16 protein-coding genes are annotated in these 18,803 nt (G+C 52.3%); 7 read left to right on the top strand and 9 right to left on the bottom strand.

Going from position 1 to position 18,803, the window contains the following annotated elements; all coding sequences use genetic code 11:
- Positions 1-5 precede the first annotated feature (5 nt).
- Entirely contained in the window at positions 6-638 is a 633-nt protein-coding gene (locus tag ACN0YN_RS22360; RefSeq protein WP_417387245.1) for a c-type heme family protein, read from the bottom strand.
- A gap of 222 nt (positions 639-860) precedes the next feature.
- On the opposite strand from ACN0YN_RS22360, the gene ACN0YN_RS22355 reads away from it, so the two are divergent.
- On the top strand, positions 861-2,564 hold the full coding sequence (locus tag ACN0YN_RS22355; RefSeq protein ID WP_417387244.1) for a protein kinase domain-containing protein: 1,704 nt from the start codon (positions 861-863) through the stop codon (positions 2,562-2,564).
- A gap of 18 nt (positions 2,565-2,582) precedes the next feature.
- Here ACN0YN_RS22355 and ACN0YN_RS22350 read toward each other — a convergent pair whose 3' ends face one another.
- Both ACN0YN_RS22350 and ACN0YN_RS22345 read right to left on the bottom strand, forming a co-directional pair.
- On the bottom strand, positions 2,583-3,071 hold the full coding sequence (locus ACN0YN_RS22350) for a hypothetical protein (protein ID WP_417387243.1): 489 nt from the start codon (positions 3,069-3,071) through the stop codon (positions 2,583-2,585).
- 194 nt (positions 3,072-3,265) lie between these two features.
- Positions 3,266-4,123, bottom strand: a complete 858-nt coding sequence (locus ACN0YN_RS22345) for an SGNH/GDSL hydrolase family protein (RefSeq protein ID WP_417387242.1) — start codon at positions 4,121-4,123, stop codon at positions 3,266-3,268.
- Between the two features lie 151 nt (positions 4,124-4,274).
- Between ACN0YN_RS22345 and ACN0YN_RS22340 the strand changes: the two genes are divergently transcribed.
- Entirely contained in the window at positions 4,275-5,027 is a 753-nt protein-coding gene (locus ACN0YN_RS22340) for an HpcH/HpaI aldolase family protein (protein WP_417387241.1), read from the top strand.
- 130 nt (positions 5,028-5,157) lie between these two features.
- On the top strand, positions 5,158-6,444 hold the full coding sequence (locus tag ACN0YN_RS22335) for a hypothetical protein (protein WP_417387240.1): 1,287 nt from the start codon (positions 5,158-5,160) through the stop codon (positions 6,442-6,444).
- Between the two features lie 5 nt (positions 6,445-6,449).
- On the opposite strand, the gene ACN0YN_RS22330 is transcribed toward ACN0YN_RS22335, so the two are convergent.
- Positions 6,450-6,917 carry a DUF1569 domain-containing protein gene (locus ACN0YN_RS22330; RefSeq protein ID WP_417387239.1) on the bottom strand — a complete coding sequence of 156 codons (468 nt, stop codon included), beginning with the start codon at positions 6,915-6,917 and terminating at the stop codon, positions 6,450-6,452.
- Between the two features lie 291 nt (positions 6,918-7,208).
- On the opposite strand from ACN0YN_RS22330, the gene ACN0YN_RS22325 reads away from it, so the two are divergent.
- A complete protein-coding gene (locus ACN0YN_RS22325) occupies positions 7,209-8,399 on the top strand; it encodes a hypothetical protein (protein WP_417387238.1) in 1,191 nt (396 codons plus the stop codon).
- A gap of 59 nt (positions 8,400-8,458) precedes the next feature.
- Complete coding sequence (locus ACN0YN_RS22320) at positions 8,459-8,977, top strand: GNAT family N-acetyltransferase (protein WP_417387237.1); 519 nt, start codon at positions 8,459-8,461, stop codon at positions 8,975-8,977.
- A gap of 436 nt (positions 8,978-9,413) precedes the next feature.
- Here the strand turns inward: ACN0YN_RS22320 and ACN0YN_RS22315 are convergent, their stop codons facing one another.
- On the bottom strand, positions 9,414-10,325 hold the full coding sequence (locus tag ACN0YN_RS22315; RefSeq protein ID WP_417387236.1) for a CHAD domain-containing protein: 912 nt from the start codon (positions 10,323-10,325) through the stop codon (positions 9,414-9,416).
- A 148-nt stretch (positions 10,326-10,473) separates the two neighbouring features.
- Positions 10,474-11,721, bottom strand: a complete 1,248-nt coding sequence (locus ACN0YN_RS22310; protein WP_417387235.1) for a multidrug effflux MFS transporter — start codon at positions 11,719-11,721, stop codon at positions 10,474-10,476.
- 194 nt (positions 11,722-11,915) lie between these two features.
- Here ACN0YN_RS22310 and ACN0YN_RS22305 point away from each other — a divergent pair, with 194 nt between their 5' ends.
- Positions 11,916-12,185, top strand: a complete 270-nt coding sequence (locus ACN0YN_RS22305) for a hypothetical protein (RefSeq protein WP_417387234.1) — start codon at positions 11,916-11,918, stop codon at positions 12,183-12,185.
- A 27-nt stretch (positions 12,186-12,212) separates the two neighbouring features.
- Here the strand turns inward: ACN0YN_RS22305 and ACN0YN_RS22300 are convergent, their stop codons facing one another.
- From ACN0YN_RS22300 to ACN0YN_RS22290, 3 genes are all read right to left on the bottom strand, one after another.
- On the bottom strand, positions 12,213-13,112 hold the full coding sequence (locus ACN0YN_RS22300) for a UbiA family prenyltransferase (RefSeq protein ID WP_417387233.1): 900 nt from the start codon (positions 13,110-13,112) through the stop codon (positions 12,213-12,215).
- Between the two features lie 5 nt (positions 13,113-13,117).
- On the bottom strand, positions 13,118-14,335 hold the full coding sequence (locus tag ACN0YN_RS22295; RefSeq protein ID WP_417387232.1) for an inositol-3-phosphate synthase: 1,218 nt from the start codon (positions 14,333-14,335) through the stop codon (positions 13,118-13,120).
- Between the two features lie 275 nt (positions 14,336-14,610).
- A complete protein-coding gene (locus tag ACN0YN_RS22290; protein WP_417387231.1) occupies positions 14,611-16,458 on the bottom strand; it encodes a phospho-sugar mutase in 1,848 nt (615 codons plus the stop codon).
- Between the two features lie 633 nt (positions 16,459-17,091).
- Between ACN0YN_RS22290 and ACN0YN_RS22285 the strand changes: the two genes are divergently transcribed.
- Positions 17,092-18,675 carry an Hsp70 family protein gene (locus ACN0YN_RS22285; protein WP_417387230.1) on the top strand — a complete coding sequence of 528 codons (1,584 nt, stop codon included), beginning with the start codon at positions 17,092-17,094 and terminating at the stop codon, positions 18,673-18,675.
- Positions 18,676-18,803 lie beyond the last annotated feature (128 nt).

Genomic DNA, 18,803 nt, shown 5'->3' with positions numbered 1-18,803 from the left:
CACTTTTATTTCTCTTTCACCGGCAGAGAAATCACCAGTCCGGCAAAGCGGGTGGCTGTACTGCGACGGTTCGGCATATGACATTTGAGACACTGGGAAGGCAGGCAGATCATACCCGCGTGCCGATACACGCCTTTTTCAACCTGCTCATATTCCGTCTTGCCGTCCGCAATCGCCTTTGCCGCCTGCTTTTCAAATTCCGTCTGCGGTTCATGATCGATATTCATTGCCTCCGCATTGACTGAGATCCAGCGGAATTTGATATCGCGGGTTTCCTGCAGATGTTCAAACACCTCGTCCAGCACGCTGGAGGGAATCGGCAGTTTTTCGTCTTCGCGATAATACTTCTGATGCACAATCAACAGCGTCGAATGCAAGGCTTCATGTAACAGCCGCGCCTGTTCGCGGGCAGCGTCGACGTTGGCTTTTTTCAGATCTTGCTTTCCCCCTGGTTCACCTTTGACTTTCTGCTCACAGAGCTGGTCGGCATCCTTGTTTTGCTCCTCTGCAAGACAGACAACCGAAAGTAGCACGGCAACCGAGAGCAGGACACACAGGGAGCGGAACGCGGGGGCGAGTGAGAACATGGTGGGCAATTCTCCAAAGGGGGGCGGGGCATTGTGGATATTTTTATCCAATATTATCACCTCACTCAGCCGCTGTCAACAACTGACGGAAGTCATCAGATCTGCGCTCATCGTCGCGCGATTAACGTCTTTGCTGGTTTGACGATGCAGGCAGTCAACTCATTTCTTTCAAAAAAATGATCTCCTCATTCACAGAGAGAAACTGCTATCCAAATGAGTTGCAAATGTATATAATTAAGAACATTTCTCAACAAGTTCTCATAACAGGGTGTTATGCCTAAGCCGCCAGATATAGAAACATTTCTCAACCTTTTACGAGAGAGCCACCTGCTCTCGGTGGAAGAGGTCCGCACGGTCACAGAGCAGCACGAGCTGGAGAATGCGGCTTCCCCCAAAGAAGCGGCCCAGCGTCTGGTGACCGCGAAAGTTTTGACGCGCTACCAGGGTGAGCGTCTGCTGTCAGGCCGTACACGCGGCTTTTTTATCGATCGCTATCGAATCCTCGAAGTGCTGGGATTTGGTGGCATGGGCAGCCTGTATCTGGCAGAAGACAAAGAGACCAGAGAACCCGTTGCCTTGAAGGTGCTCAACGAAAAGTGCCGCAATGATGCCGGCATGATGACGCGTCTGAAGCTGGAAGCCATTGCCGGTGCACGACTGGAACATCCGCATGTCGTGCGTACGATCAGTTACGAAGAAGCGGGTGCCGTCTGTTACATCGCCATGGAGTTCGTCAAAGGCATCAGTCTGCTTGAACTGGTACTGCTCAGACAGAAATCGCTGCCGACACCTCAGGTCTGCGACGTCATCGCGCAGGCGGCCCTTGGACTGCAAGTCGCTCATGAGGCGGAAATCATCCACCGCGATCTCAAGCCTGAAAATCTGATTATTGATTCGGAGGGTTATGTTAAAGTGCTCGACTTCGGTCTGGCCCTGCTGAAGGACCACCCCGATGCCGAGTTTTCTCTGGCGATGATCTTCGGACATGGTTGCGTGGGGACACCGGAATATATTGCCCCCGAACAATCAAAGGACGGTCAGTCTGCCGACGCGCGCACGGATATCTACAGTCTGGGCTGTACGATGTATTTCCTGCTGACCGGCAAACTCCCCTTCCCCACCGGAACCGCGGCACAGAAAATCCAGGCACACCGTGAAAAAGCACCAGTATCAATTTCAGAAATCGCTCCCAAAGTTCCCGCTGAAGTGGTCGCGATTGTTGAAAAAATGATGGCCAAACAACCCGATGATCGTTTTCAGACAATGGAGGAAGTCTCCGCGGCACTGCAACCTTATGCCAGACGAACGCCCATCGAATTTCGCTTTAACAAAATTGTCTCACAGCGCGTGCAGCAGGCCAAAGCCCGCAGCGCGATTGCCCAGTCCAGCATTGTCAAACCGCAACTCTCGTCCCGCATCGCAACGGCCAGCCATGTTGCGGAAATGGCAAAGAAAAAATCGGACGGCATCGAACGGTTGACACGCGGCGAATCGGACATTTCCAAAAGCGGCATTCTGCGACATTCGGTTCCAACGGAATCTACAGATGTCATCGCGGAAAAAGCCAGCAGCGCGATGACCGGCGTCCTGCAGCCCATCGATCTGATTGACCTGGATAACAAACAGCGGTTTCCCATCACGAAAGAACGGGTTGTGCTCGGACGCAACGCCGGCTGTGATATCCGGCTGGATCGGCCGGGCATCTCAGGCGAACACTGTGCCTTTCATTACGAAAACACCGGCTGGGTCGTGACAGACCTCAAAAGTAAAAACGGCACCGAAGTCGAAGGCAAACGCATTCACGAACAGATCCTCTTCCCCGGCAATACGCTTTCCCTGGCAGCGACGTACCACTTTCGCGTCGCCTCTCCTAATCAGTACGTCAAGAAGAACAAAAGCAAACCGATGCTCATCGCCGCATCCGTCCTGGCTGGCATCTGCCTGATCGCCGGCATCGGCTACTGGCTGCTGTCGTAGTGCAGCTTTGCATCGAATTCATCGAACAATGTCCCAGAGCGATACAAAGACAATATTCTTCTTCGTATTGATTGCAAACAGCTTTCCCTCTGCGTCTAACGTTCCAAGCTTTACAACATACATGATGTGAGGGCTCTGTAGTTCCGCCATATTATTATGGTCGCGATAATAGGGAGAATTAGAGTTTGAAGCTTCCCTATCCAGTCGCAATAAATTATTTGATTCCGCCGACTCAATTAGTTTTCTCTTATCGACAGGCAATACAGCCACCGGAAATTCGGGATTGGCCCAGCAAGCTCTCGAAAAATTATTGAAATCGTATTCTATCTCATCAGCAACCGGCCCGGCAGTCCACTCTGCTTTATTCCACTGCGGTGGATCACCTTTCCAGGGTGGATCTCCGTTTAACCATTTCTGTACTGTTTCCGGGTCTGTCTGAAAGATCAGATGATACGCGCCTCCTCCCCGAAAACTACCTGGATCACGGGTCTCACCAATTGATACCACAGTTGCCCCCTCAGGCCACGCCAGGCCTGTGTAATCTGCGAAATCATGTTTGACGTTCTTGAGTGCTCTTTGAGTAGGTGAATCCATTAGACAGTAGAGTATGATCAAACAGAACAGAATGAAGAACATTCCTGTCAAAGAGAAAACCCACTTGCGGCTTGATCTCTGCATCCGTTTACCCTGTGTTGATCTATTTATTTCTGATCCCGTTTTTGCAGCGTGCCTTCAATATGCTTCGCGACCTGCTGGCCCAGCATGTTGTAGCCTTTACCGTTGAAATGCACATCTTTGGGATTCTGTGTTTCCGACAGATGCGGCAGGATGAAGGCATACAGGTCATCGATTTCCACGCCATTGTCTTTCATCACTTTGGCGGCAATCGCATTCTTTTCTTCCAGCTTCGTTTTCATTTCCGGTCCCTCTTTCCAGTCAGCGGGGATTGGCGTGCTGCTGGCCCAGACGACGGTCGCGCCTGTTTTCTTCAGACGTTTCACAATTTCGTCCAGCCGCTGTTCATAGTCGGCAGCCGGTGTGCGGCGGTCGTGAATGCCGAAGTTGAAGTGAATCACATCCCACTTGCCATCCCCCAGCCAGACATCCAGTTTCTTCAGACCGGTCGCCGTGGGACCACAGTTGGCCGGGGCGCGATGCACGTTCGCTTTCCCTTTCAATGCGTTACGGGCCGCCTGCGTGTAACCGCGCGAAACGGAATCGCCAATCAACAGCACGCGCGGCAGCTGGGGATCGTCGTCGACAAAATCCCAGGCCGTCTTCTGACCAGCCACTTTCTGTTTTTTATAGATGGGGAGATAAAAGCCGCCCAGGTTTTCTTCCAGAACGGTTTCCCACGCCTGCTGTTCGGGTGAAAGCGTTGCCTTCCATGCCGCGAACTTTTTATTGATGGCCGCTTCCTGCTCGGCTTTCTTGGCAGCGGCTTCAGCGGCGTTCGTCGGTTCCGTTTTCTTGTCATTCGCAGCCAGGGGAGCTACGATGAAAGCTGTCATCAGACAAACAAAAACAGAGCAGTGTGTGATAAAAGCGGATCGGCGCATGAGTGGTTTCCCGGGAACTGGTATCATTTTCTGTGGAGAACGTTCAAAATTCAGGATACCGCAGGTTACCGACAGACACAATCGCAGCTCTAAGAAACTTGACTCATAGCAATTACACCCAAAATCCCTACGACAGATAAAGGACACAGCCGTGCCAGACCACTTTCGCTCGCAACTCAAACAGGGCCAACTGCTGATCTCTCCGATGGTCACCCTTTCCAACCCGGAGGTCGCTGAGATTTTATCTGCTGCAGGTTATGACTGGCTGTTCCTCGATGCAGAGCACAGCACCTTTTCTCCCGCAGATCTGCAAGCCATCATCGGTCGCGTCGGGAATCGCCTCCCCAGTCTGGTCCGGCTGCAGGCCCCTGAAGAGGTTTCGATCAAGAAAGCCCTCGACATCGGCGCCGCAGGTATCATCGCACCGCAGGTGAATTCCGCAGAACAGGCCGCGAACATCGTCTCCTGGTCCCGCTATTCTCCCGAAGGAACCCGCGGCGTCGGACTGGGTCGCGCCCACGGATACGGGTTTGCGTTCGACGATTACCTGGCCAGAGCGAATGCAGAAACCACGGTTGTCGTTCAGGCCGAACACATCGATGCGGTCAATGCGATCGAAGACATCGCACAGGTCCCCGGCGTCGATGCCGTCTTGATCGGCCCGTATGATCTCTCTGCCAGCCTGAAACGCATCGGCGAAATCGATCACCACGAAGTCACCGGTGCGATCGATCACGTCACCGAAGTCTGCCAGAAAAACAACATCCCGCTCGGCATTTTCGGCGTCACCGTCGATGCCGTCAAACCCTACATCGAAAAAGGCTTCACCCTGATCACCGTCGGCGTCGACACCGTGATGCTGGGCCACGCCGCCCGCAAAATGCTGGGACAGGTTAAGGGATGATTGATAGCAAAGGAGTTCCAGAGAGTTAAATTCAGTAAATATCAGAAATTGATCTATCTGTACTGATAAGCATTTTCATAAAGTGGAGACCATAACCATCTAAATTGCCTCCTTTTAAAAGGAGTTTAAAATGCATCACATGCTGCTGTTGGTTTTCCTGTGTTTGTTCTCTCTCTGCTTAGCCTGTTCTGATCAATCAGAATCCGAGCCACAGGTTCAAAACGGAACCAGCAATTCAGCCGTCACTATGACTGACGCCGGTAAGGCGTCTGAGCAGATCATCCCCGCAGATCAGAGCCTCTCGGCACACAGTCGTGCGCTGTTTGAGTGGTTTGATTCACTGGGTGTCCCCAACCTCGACGGAAGAAAGTATCTGCAGATTTATCTGGGAAACTATCAGACACTAAGAGACGACAAAGAAAAACCTCAATATACGAATGTGTTTTTACTTGAGTCTACTGGATCTGAAAAGAAGACCTTCACCCTCGGTATGCGTACTGTAATCTACTCTGATGAGTCACTTAACATGCGCACCGGAGAGCCCTATGAATTCAAAGAAGTCGATCTTAGAGAAGACGTGATCCGAAGACTGAAGTACTTACGCTCGCTCACCCCGGAAGAAGATCGCGTGAGACTTATTGGCAGAACATCAAGAGAGCTGGTAGAACTGTTTATTCTCGCCCGTGGATGTTATGGTGCCGGGCTCAATCAGGAGGCAGAAGAACTCATGACCTACATGTCTGAGGCACCTGATTTAAAGACACAGGAACCGCCTGGAAAGGAAGGCCTCCAAAATGCTTTAGCGGAGGAAATGGCTTATTCCTTCATGTGGAGTGCAGTAAAAGACTTCAGTGATCCCAAAATACCACGCAAAGAATTGCTTCAGCGTTTTCGCGAAATTGCAAAACATTATCCCCAAACTTCTTATGCGGCACGCGCCAGAGAGTCAGTAGAAATCCTTACCCGGATGATTCAGGAAGACGAAGCGCATGCACAGAAAAAGATCAGACCTCTGGAAGAAATGACCGTCCGCGAACAGGTGGCGGAACTCATCTTTCAGCTGCGTGATCAGAATGCAACCCAACACAGCCAGCCAGGTTCGTGTAATATATTCGATGACCCACGAGATGGGGGCTGGCTTTCTCAAAAGGTGGAAGGCAAAGGAAGTCCCGCCACGCAACTGGTAAAAATGGGGGACGTCGCTTTGGAACAGTTGATCGATGCCGTCGATGACAACAGCTTCACACGCTGTGTCGGATATCATAGAAACTTTTATTTTTCCCATCATGTCATTCGTGTTGGCGATTGCTGCCAGACCATCATCGATCGTATTCAACCGACGGGAAGACGCTTTGATATTGAAGGCGATCCTCAAGCCGCTAAAGCAGCCATGAAAGTCTGGTATCTGGGAAACTGAGATATTCACGTTCCCGTCCGGGGTTCCAGAAACCGCAGATGATGGGCGGCGTGGGTTGTATAAACGGTTTCCAGGGTTTCGCGATCCAGACGGCCGAAACCGGGATGCCAGTGGTAGCGTCCTTCATGGGATTTGAAGCGGGTCACGCTCTCTGCAAAAATTTCCGCTTCAGCGGCGTCTTCCAGATTCTCCGCCGGGACAAAGATCGGGGTGGTAGGGATGCCCTGGGGTGAGTCCCCTTTCAAGATACGTGGTAGAAAGAAACGCCGCATCACCGGCCAGAGTGGCGCGAACAACAACATCCATTTGGGATAACCATCGACGGCAGGATCCTGCACGAGCGACAGATGCCGGCAGATCTGTGCCAGGTTCCACTTGCCCCGCTGTGTGTAGCCTGTCTGCAGCAGTGACTCGACCTCGGCGACGGCATCTTCCAGCCGCTCAAATTTCAGTTCCCGTAAATCTTCGATCATCGATTTCTTTCCTCTGTGCCTTTTTCGGGGAACCGTTCATTCTCCCCGGTCTACTGCCTCAGAACCCGCTCGCAGGCAGATCCCTGTCTTAAACTTTTCTGCCATTTTCTGAAACCGGTAGACCGGAAATTCTTGCTTTTTTGTCAAAGAGAAGAAAGGATTCAATTTCCCAGCTGGAACAGTCAAATAAATGAGGCCTGGCGTTCCGGCAAACGGTATGATAAAGGAATCAGAAGATCAGACTGCTTTCAATGCCCGTCTGGCCCACTGGTCTTATTAAGGATCACTTGATTGACTGACACGAATCTTCTTCGGTTCTTTGCCTCTGTGGGACTGCTCGTCTCGATTTTATCAGTCTCCGGTTCCGCGCAGGGCATCTCCCCTGACACAACAGTGCCTGACAACATTCTGAAACAATCTGCCCCACCTGCTCTGATCACAGCTCAGGCAGACAGCCCGCTGAAAGCTCCCGGCCCCGCTGAAGCAACTGATTCAGATCGCCTCCCGAAATCATCCCTGGTCGAAGAGCCTAAACCGGAACTGAAGCGCCCCTCCAGTCCAGGAGAGGCGACTGAAGTACAGATCATGATCTACGTCATTGATATTGATGAAATCAACTCCGCTGACCAGAGTTTTGCCTCCAGCGTCTATTATGAAGCTCGCTGGAATAATCCCTTACTGCTACATCAGGGCCCCGGTCCGCTGCACGTCGATTTGACAAAAATCTGGAATCCGCGTCTGACCATCGTAGGCCAGCAGAATGCCTGGAAGTCATATCCCGAAACGGCAGAAATTCTTCCGGACGGAACTGTCATTTATCGACAGAAGGTCTGGGGACATTTTTCTCAGCCCTTGAATCTGCGCGACTTTCCCTTTGATCGGCAGGAACTTTCCCTCCAGCTGGTGTCACCAGGAATGACCGAGAATCAGGTGGTCATGGTTCCGCTGGTCGATCAACTGGGCAGGACTTCTAAACTTGCAAGACGATTCTCCCTGCCCGACTTTGATATCCTTTCATTTCAGGCGAAAGCCGCCCCCTATTATCCCGACCAGAGACCCATTGGCGTCGCCGGCTTTGAAATGAAAATTCAGGTTGCCCGGCAGCCTGATTATTACATCCTGAAAGTCATCCTCCCGCTATGCATGATTGTGATCATGTCCTGGCTGCCCCGCTGGCTGAATCCGGAACAGTCGGGAACCAATATCGGCATCTCGACGTCAGCATTTCTGACGCTGGTCGCTTATCTGTTTGCGATTACGGTGCTACTGCCCCGCATTTCCTATATCACGCGCATTGATCGGTTCATCATGCTGTCGACGCTCACTGTTTTTTCAGGATTAATCCAGACCGTCACGAACACCTACCTGCTCAAGGGAGAAAGCATCCATAAAAAACGACTGGTTGCCCGGATGGACTTCTGGTCGCGAAGCCTGTATCCGCTGATCCTGGTAGCAGTCATCGTGATCTCATTCGTGCTTTAACGGTCTGACATGTCCATCAAACTTTTTTGCCTTCCCATTTCCATGATATGGGGCCTGGAATGAATTTCATGATCACCACCCGCGATGCCACCCTGGACGATCTGACTGCGATCGTGGATATCTATAATCAGTCGATCCCCGCCGGTACCGCGACGGCGGATACGAAGCCGATTACCGTTGAGAGTCGGCTGCAGTGGTTCTCGCAGTTCTCGCCGGAGAAACGACCGATCTGGGTCGCGGAAAACGAAGCGGGAGAGATCGTGGGCTGCATCTATGTGACTTCGTTTTATGCAGGACGGCCCGCGTATGACAAGACCGCGGAAGTCAGTCTGTACCTGTCGAACTCTCACCAGAAACAGGGACTGGGAACGTTTCTGCTGCAGAAGATGATCGACGCCTGCCCGGCTCTGGGAATCACAACCCTGATTGGTATGCACTTCGATCACAACGAAGGGACCAGGCATCTGAATGAGAAATTCGGTTTTGAAGTCTGCGGGCATCTGTCGGAAATCGCTGAAGTGCAGGGACAGAAACGGGGACTGCTGATTTCCCTGCTGCGGATTCCGGCGGCTGAGTGATGTGGAATGTTCATCTCAGATCGCCTGCTGATTTCTGATAAAATAGCGACGGTCTCTGATGAACGTGGATAAAATAAGACACCACCGATTTACATTCGCGGCTGATGCAACCCCGATTTGGGCGATTTTCAGCCTGCCAGCCTGACAAGTGAGAAACAGTGAGTGACAGGACGAAAATGGTGGGTTCGAGTGTGTGAAAGCGTGCCATAGGTGTGTGACAGGGTAACGAACATGAGTGTATGCAGCGAACCACTTTGCTCAATAATCAACAAAAATGCTCTGAAACAAGGATGTTTTAAACCGAGCGGATTCACAGACGTGCTGCGTGTTTACTGTCGTGATTCTGTGCTACGCGCGCGACGCATAACCAGGGAGTTTCGTGAACGGCGGCGGCGGGTCAAGTCGAATCTGATCGCTGAACAGTCAGCAGCTGTGCTCAGTTGACTGGTTTCTCTTTCCAGAGCTTCCAGTAGCTTTTGAGGCGATGGGCAAACGCTTTCGGTTTTTCAGCGAAAATGCGGTCCGCCAGTTTGAGACCCGCTGTCTGCAGTTCGTGTCTCTGCTGACGGATGAGCGTCAACAACTGCTCGACATCAGCAGAGGCACCAAACGTCTCAGTCTCTCCGGTGATGACCTGTGTCATCACCGCGAGGTCATGGTCGTCGCCCAGATAATCGTTGAGTTCATCCAGTTCGCTCTGACGTGCGGACAGCATCGTCGGCCAGACCTGGTTCAGCAACCGGATATGATACAGGTGATACTTGCTGCGTTTGCGGCATTCGTGAAACAGCTCATCATCGGAACTCTGATGCAACTGTGATAATGCGACTGCACCGCGTTCATACGTGCGCCGGAGACCCGCTTTGAGGACTTTGGAGGCGGCGCCTTTGATCTTCCAGTTTTCGACCAGTTGCTTCGCTTCCTGCAATTGGCCGGAAAGCTGTTCCAGTTCCTGATCGAGGTCAATCCACTCTTCAACGACTTTCTGTTTGCGTGCCTGGAAACGCTTTTCGAAATCTGCAAACAGCTCTGCATACGCGGGGTCCGTATGTCGCTGCTGCAGTGCCTGCAGCGATTCGAGAAGCGATTCTGCATCGCGGATTCGCGAGAGTCTGCGGCCCGCATCGCGATACCAGACATTGATGGCGGTGTACTCATCCCCCAGGCCACTGCGAACCAGGCGAATCAGGCCGCGCAGTTTCTTGAAACGTTTACGGACTTCATGGATGGCGTAGTGGCGGTTCTGCTCCGGGTCCTGCAGAATCTGAATCGCCTGACTCAGCTGTTCGCCGGCAATCCGTCGCACGCCAGACGCCAGCGATTCCTGTTGTTTGAACTGATAACCCATCTCTCAAATCCCTGTCTGAAGTAGTAAGGAAGGACTCAAGCCATCTCTGTTGTTGAGGCAAACGAATGTTGGAAAACGTGAGACAGACCAGATGCTCAATCTATCACAATCGATCGGAAATTTTAACTGGTGTGGGCACGTCAAGATGTCACTCTGACAAATCAGATTCGATGGAGTCTGAAGCAGGCGCCGCTTCGATCCAGTGCATCACAGCGACAATCAGGATGCCGGAAACCGTAAATCCGCTGATCACGGGAATGACGGTGCCGTTATAACTCAGACCAATCAGGATGCCGCAGGGAACCGAAATCAGCGTGGAGAGGGCTCCCATCACCGCCGCCCCCACACCGGCGATATGTCCCAGCGGTTCCATTGCCATCGCATTCAGATTTCCATACATGATACCGAAACAGAAGAGGATCGCCATCATATACGCCATCAGGGTCCAGAGCGGAGGCATTCCGCCTGTAGAGAGCACATACAGAAAAAACAGCAGGGAGAGCACCGTGGAGATTCGCTTCGACCAGCGGGACAGATTCTGCATACCAAACCGCATGACCAGTCTGCCATTCACAAAGGACGCACCGCCGATACAGAGTGCCAGAATCGCAAAGTAGAGCGGAAACAGCGTTCCCAGCTGATACTGTTTCTGAAAGATCTGCTGCGCCGAACTCAAGTATCCGAGAAAGGCGCTGGAGATAAGACCGAGTGAAATCGTATAGCCGATCGAAACCCGATGTGAGCAGACTTCTTTGATCGCGTTTTTGATGCGGGTCAATGAAAAAGGGATGCGTCGTTCCAACGGCAGCGTTTCCGGCAGCCTCGTTGCCAACCAGACCAGAGTAAAAATTCCGCAGGCTAACAGCGCAGCAAAGATGGCTCTCCAGTTCGCGACCATGAGAATCCCCTGCCCCAGCGTCGGAGCGATCGCGGGGACGAAAATAAATATCGTCATCACAAACGACATCACGCGTGCCATCTCGGGGCCTTCATACTGGTCGCGGACGATGGCCACAATCACACACCGGGGGGCAGACAGACCAAGTCCCTGGAGAAAGCGCCCGGCCAGCATGACTTTCAAATCGGTGGAAAACAGGGAGAGCAGCCCCCCAGCCAGGAACAGGGCAAATCCGAGATACAGGGAGGGTTTTCGCCCCGTGGTATCAGACAGGGGGCCATAGATTCCCTGCCCGAAGGCGAGTCCCAGAAACAGGAACGAGACGATTAACTGACTGTCGTTTGCCTGTGATGCCCCCAGTTCCTTACCGATTTCCGTTAATGCAGGCAGCATAGCATCGATCGACAGCGCCACCAGCGACTGCATCAGCGCCATCAGGGCGACAAATTCGCGAAAACCAATGGCCGCGGGGTTCTGTTTTAATTCAGGAGTCAGCAAGGTTCGAAAACGATCTCAGCAATAGTAACGAGAGAGGCGGGAGCAACTGGGAGAATCATAACGCGTCTGCTACCGGTGGGGAACCGCTTTCCCGTTCAGTACTGGAAATGTTCCTCTTGTCGAATTGCAGGCGAAGATTTATCTTTCGTCTTCCTAAACCTGTTTTTTCAACCATTCCTATAAAGAGAAATATCATGGATAGTGCAGAAGGCTGGCGTTCAATTCTGGAAAACTGGCCCAATGCGATTCCCAAAAAGGGGATCGTCGTCACCACGTACCAGGAATCAATCCCGTTTCAGAATTATCTACTGTCGAGTTCGGTCGTCATGTTTGAGCGGGACAAACCCGACTCTCTGGGCGCAAGAAAAGTGATGCTCTCCTATAACGCCATTGATGCCATCAAACTCACCGATCCCATCGAACTGGCACAATACCAGGTCATGGGATTTCAGCCGACTTTATAACCTGATTGAAACAGCATTCCTGACCGATTACGTCACCGACATCCAGCGGGACAGCAGGATGGTGGGAAGCAGGAGTGCTGCTGTCAGGATGGCATACTGTGGATTGGCCGTCCAGACGAAGACCAGAATCGCGTTCAGCATCACATAGGATGCGAGCATGGTTTTGACTGCGATCTGGACGTTCTGCGGTACAGGATTCAGAATCGCCTGCACCAGGCGACGATTGATAGTCAGCGCGACGACACCCAGCGCCGCCAGCACCATCGACAGATTGGTTTCGCGCGGCCAGGGATAGGTGGCCATCATCCAGGCGAGAGCGCCCAGTCCGGAATTGATGACCAGCAGACCGCCAACCAGATGACCGCGATGACTATTTTTCGCTTCCATGCGGGCAAACCAGGTCAGTCCTACGATGAACAGACCAAGTGCCGCTGCGATGCGTAACTGCGGCTTCACCCAGAGATTAATTTCCCGGGCAACGGCGGAGGCGCCAAGCATGACATTCAGGAATCGACAGGTCCCCATCATCAGAGGGGCCAGAAACGTTTTTTTCAGCAGCATGTCGTAACTGAGAATCGCCACGACCAGCAGACCGGCGACAATCAGACTCTGCGTGCCGACGGTCTGGGCAGCACCGACACCGGCGAGCATCAGCAGACCGCCGAGCGTTGCCGCTTTCTGCGTCGAGATGCGTCCGGAGGGAATGGGGCGTGAAGGCCGTTCTTCTGCATCTACTTTACGGTCGAAGACATCGTTGAACACCATTCCCGAAAGATACAGGCTGGCCGAAGCGACCAGCAGCAATGCAAACGAGACGGGAGGTGAAAACGAACCGTGCGTCAGTAAAAAGCCGAGAATGATATCCGACATCGCTGTGAACACAGCGGGCAGACGCATCAACTGAAAGTAGGCAAGCAGGGTTTTCATACGAACTATGATTCTTCCGCAACCGTGTCGGCCCATTGTTCGAGTTGCTGATACTGGCGTTCGAATTCGGGTGTGGTTGCCTGCATCGGGCTTTTATAAAACGAGCTCAAGTGTGTCATCACGCCCGACTTGTTTCCGCGACGCCATTCGCGTTCGGTGAAGCGGACCATGTCGAGCATCAACGGAGCAGCCAGGATGGAGTCGGTTCCCTGCCAGGTAAACTGCAGAGCCATTTTGGTATCGAGGAAGCCTTTGAAATGGATGTGGTCCCAGGCGGTCTTCCAGTCGCCCATGGATTCAATGTATTCGATCGAGACCAGTGTCTGTGGTTTGTATCCCAGAATTTCCGTCAGCAGGTGATCTTTGGAGACCACCTTGTTGGATTTGTTAACCGGATCATCGAGCACTTTGCCATCGAGGTTCCCGAAGATGTTATGACCGACCCAGCTCATGACATTCAGATTGCGATGTGCGAACATGGGAGCGAGCACACTTTTCATCAGCGTCTCACCCGTTTTACCGTCGCGGCCTGCATGCAGAACCTGTTTTTCTTCTGCCAGTTCAATCAGAGCCGGCAGATCGGTGCCTGCGGAAGGAGTGAAGTTCAGATGCGAACAGCCGGCGTTCATGGCGGCAATCGCATACAGGGCACTGGCGGGAACCGGAGAGGTCTCACCTGAATCGAGTGCCGACTTCAGTTCTGCGAGGGTCAGCGATTTGGCAGATTCATCGACGGGGGGTTCTGTGGAAGCGAGATTGACCACCACCACGTGCGCCAGATCATGCTGTTTCTGGAATTCGCTGATGTCGCTGGAAAGTCGTGTCAGCGTTTCCTGCAGAGATTCCGAATCGAACTTTTTGACTGCATCTCCGGCGAGAGAACGAATGGTATCGCCGACATGAATCAGGGTACCCGGCTTGACATTCTGGTCAAATGCTTTGAGGTCTTCTTCGACGGCCTTCAACAGAGCCGGATGGAAGACGCCGGAATTGTCACTGAAATACTGAGCCGCTTCGACAAAGGATGTATCGCGGATTTCATGTCCGCCAACAACAAACTGGTCCCAGCTTTTGAGGTTCAGTTTTTCGAAATAGGGATTTTCTGAAACAAGACCACTGGTCCCGGTGAGCCCCTGTTTGAGTGCTGATAATCCGACTGCGGCAGTGGTTGCGACACCGCCCCATGCGCCGATGATCCAAATCCCGATACGTTGTTGCGTCATGATGTTGCCTGAAACTGATAGTTCTGAATTCAATTGAAACGGGTGATTTTCGAAGGTGGGAGCAGACAGATTGCAGTCTGCCTGATTAACGTTGCACAGACTCCCCCTGCTGCTTTCTGTTGAGTCGTTATCCCGGAACCAGTATTCAGGAATATTGGCCGGTCATGGACTATATTAAAATATGTTAATAATTATAGGTCTCTTGTGGCTGTTCACAATCTAAGAAATGGAGATTGCGGAGAAGAATTTTCGTCTCTCTGTATCAAGTCATTTCATCAAGTCTCAGCGAGGGTCTCGTCGATCCATGCCATCAACGCCTTCTTGAAGTCTTCAATTGTCGAGAAGGCTGCGTCTTTGGTCTGTTCCAGCAGGCCGGGATCTGTGACTTCTGCCTGCGCGAAGTAATAAAATTTGATTTTAGGCTCAGTACCTGAAGGTCGTACACCCAGTTGCACCGTCAGCGGCGACCCTTCGGCCCGGGCTTCAAACATCAGAACATTTCCCTTTGGTTTCGAAAAGGTCTCGGTCACCGTATTTTCGGGTAATGACCGAATTTCCAGATCCTGATAGTCTCTGACCAGGGTAAAATTGAGCGTTCCCATTTTCTGGGGAGGCGTATTGCGAAATGCCTTCATCAGCTGTTTGATCTGCTCATTCCCCGAGGAACCTTTACAGGTTTTAGAGACCTGACCTTCCAGATGAAAACCGTGCTCACGGTAGAGTTCATCCAGTCGATTCAGCAGCGTTTTACCTTCCGCTTTGAGTTCGGCGGCAAGTTCACAGGCCCAGAGAGCAGCGATCGCCGCGTCTTTGTCGCGACAGTACTCGCCTGCCAGGTAGCCGAGTGACTCTTCGGTTCCGAATACAAATTTGTCCGGTCCTTCTGCGTCCATCGTCTCTGCGATGTATTTGAACCCGACGAGCAGATTATTGATGATCCGCACATTGGCTTTGCGGGCGATCGCAGCGATCAGCGGAGTGGTCACAATCGTCTCGACCACAAAGTGTTCTGGTGAAAGCGAACCTGCCTCTTGACGTTTGCGGAGTACATAGTCGGCGAGTAAGGCACCAACCTGGTTCCCAGTCAGATGTATGAATTCGCCCGACTCGTTTTTGACACAGACGCCCATGCGGTCGGCATCGGGATCGCTGGCGAGGATGATTTCGCCGCCATCCTGCTTCGCCTGTTCAATCGCGGGCTGATAGACTTCCGTCCGTTCGGGATTCGGGAGTTGATCGGGCACGTTCGGAAAATTACCGTTCTGCTCACATTGCGGTTCATATTTTTGAATGCCGGTAAAGCCCGCCTGCTGCAGCACCTGATACACGGACGTTTCTCCCACGCCATGCAGGGGTGTGAAATATCCCGTCAGGTCGCGATTCCCGGAATGACTCTGACTGACGACCGCGGCGCGGTATTTGCCGGCGACATCATCGTCAATTAACTGGATCAGACCCTGCTCTACCGCCTGATCAAAATCGAGCAACGGGATCTCGGTCGCCTGATAGACTTCGTCAATAATCCCCTGATCGTGTGGCGGCAGAACCTGTCCCCCGGTCGACCAGTAGGCTTTGAAACCATTATCGGAAGGAGGGTTATGCGAAGCGGTGATCATCGCACCGACGTCGCAACCGCACTCGCGAACGGCGAAAGAGAGCTCGGGAGTGGAACGGGATGTTTTGAAGAAATAGACTGTCAGTCCGTGCCCTGCCAGCACGCTGGCTGCGATGCGGGCAAAGTGCGAAGAATTGATTCGCGAGTCATGGGCGATTGCAGCTTTGCCGGTTTCTTTCCCCGAAAACTTTTTGCAGTAGGCAGCCAGCCCGTGTGCGGATTCCGCAATCGTGCGTTCGTTGATGGTCGCCGAACCCAGTTCGCTCATCAGTCCGCGTCGTCCGCCGGTCCCGAAAGGAATGACTTCCCAGAAACAGGTATCGAGCTGTTGAAACTCCTGGTCTTCAATCAGTTTCAGCAGAGCAGGCTGATAGGGAGCATATTGCGGTTCTGTCACCCAGCGTTCCAGGTTTTTGAGGGCTGACTCTGAGAGTTTTTTCTCGGCGACAGCGGTGCGCGCCAGATCCATTGCCTGTGTGGAATCAATAGAGGGAGAAGGCTGGTTCATCCTGTTAACTTTTTCCGTATTCGAGAGCGCGGGTTTTGATTGTTACTGATGTGGGCTGGAATTCCATTTCTGAAAACTCTTGACCCGGAAGGATTTTCTGCCGATGTGTCCGTTTCTGACAAGAGGTTCGACCGGAAACCAGACACAGGCGAAAAACGGATTTTCTCTCTATTGAGAGGTTTGAGCCAGAGCAGGCTGAAAAAGCTCACTCTTTCCGTTCCTGTCTCTAGATTGTAGAGTGAAAAACCCTGCGAGCCAACCCTCACGCGAAATCCGGTTCGCGGAGTCCCTGAATCAAGCTGAAAGTCTGATTACAACGAATGTATCAGTCTGTGGATTAAGGCATTCCAAGCTGACGCACTGAATCTTTGCCCAGAACCGCAATTTCCAATCGTTAAGACTTTGCCAGATTTTGGTTTCCCAACGATCAAGTCCTTGATTCCCCATCCTAACAGTGGCAGAATAGGTGAATTAAAACGGTATAAACCAATTAGAGGTTATACCGATCATGATTTCAGAGTCACGAGAACAGAGGAGGGAATTCTCCCAATTTTGTTTCCTGATTCTCTCGATACCGCTCTAATGTCCTGATCCATGATGAACCTGCATGTAAAATGAAATTAAGGTAGCACTATGAAGTTTGTTGAAGGTCATACTGTTGGCGTTGACTTGGGAACCACCTATTCAGCAATTGCACAGCTTGACAGTGATGGTCAGCCCATCTCCCTGAAAAACACAGACGGTCGTTCGATTACTCCATCGGTTGTTTTACTGGGAGAAGAGGGGCGTGTGGTAGTCGGGCCCTCTTTTGAAAGAACGGCCATTGAAGACGACCCTTCCCGTATCATTGAAGCCGTCAAACGACATATGGGAGAAGACAACTTTTATGTAGTCTACCAGGAAAAGAAACTGACTGCGGAATTCCTGTCTGCCTTGATTCTGAAAAAGATGAAGCAGGATGCGGAAAAGGAAATCGGGCCGATTGCCAATGCGGTCATCACCGTCCCTTACTACTTCAACGATGTGCGACGTAAAGCGACTCAGGATGCCGGACGAATTGCCGGCCTGAACGTGATCGATATCATCAACGAACCGACCGCGGCGACACTGGCTTATGCCTGGAAACGGGATGAGCTGGGGAACCCCGAAGCCATGCCTGATGGCGAACGCACGATTCTGGTATACGACCTGGGTGGTGGTACGTTCGACGTCACCATCGTGCGGTACTCTCCCACACAATTCCGCGTACTCGCAACAGACGGGGACGTGATGCTGGGGGGACTCGACTGGAGTCAACGTATCGTGGATCATGTGGCTGAACAGTTCATGAAAAAATTCGGCAGCGATCCCCGTCAGGATCCCGTCACACTGCGAACCTGCGTGCAGGAGTGTGAAGACGCCAAACGCGAATTGAGCCAGAAAGCACAGACCCCGGTTTCCATTTACCATAAAGGCAACACATTGACGGTTGCTTTGACCCGCGGCGATTTCGAACGCATGACCGCAGACCTGTTGCAGCGAACTCGCGACACAACCGAACTGGTCATGCAGCAGGCGGGTGTGGAAAAAGGCCAGTTGGATGACGTGGTTCTGGTCGGTGGTTCGACGTTGATGCCTGTGGTCGAAGAGATGCTGAAAAAAGTTTGTGGAAGCGAACCATCGCGAACCATGAACCCTGAAGAAGCGGTGGCCCAGGGTGCTGCGATCCACGCAGCCATTCTGGAAGCCCGTGCTACCGGCGGTGAAAGCCGTATGGCTCAGGCAGTCATCAAGCGATTGCGGAGCGTCAGCACTGCGGATGTGAACTCACACTCGCTGGGTGTTAAAATTACCGACCCCAACGATCGCAGCCGCAAAATCAACCACATCATGATCCCGCGAAATACGGAAATTCCTGCGAGCGTCAGCCAGAAGTTCGTGACGACCTCCGAGAATCAGCAGCGGATTCACGTGATCATTCTGGAAGGAGAGGCCAGTGATCCTGAAGCCTGCTCGACCATCGGCGACTTCCGTATTCTGAATTTGCCGTCCAATCTTCCCAAAGGCTCTCCTGTTGAAGTGACCTACCGCTACGATGCCAACGGTCGAATTCACGCTTCAGCCCGAGAACTGACAGGTAACAACGAATCGGCCACTGAAATTGTCCGTGACTCTGGTCTGGATACTGAAGGTGTAGACCGGTTTGAAGTACTGGCAAAAGACTACCTGGTTGAGTAATATCTTTTAATCCCGGCAGGGAGACGGCCCCCCGTTTCCCTGCTCCGGGTGATTTGAATCGCGTCAACGTTCGCGTCATACTGAAACTGTTTCACTTCGAATTTGATCTAAGAGCAAGGAGTCCTCTG

The sequence above is a fragment of the Gimesia sp. genome (assembly GCF_048260065.1).
GTDB lineage: Bacteria > Planctomycetota > Planctomycetia > Planctomycetales > Planctomycetaceae > Gimesia.
Note: the sequence above shows the minus strand (reverse complement) of the source record. Positions and strands in the feature narration are given on the sequence as shown.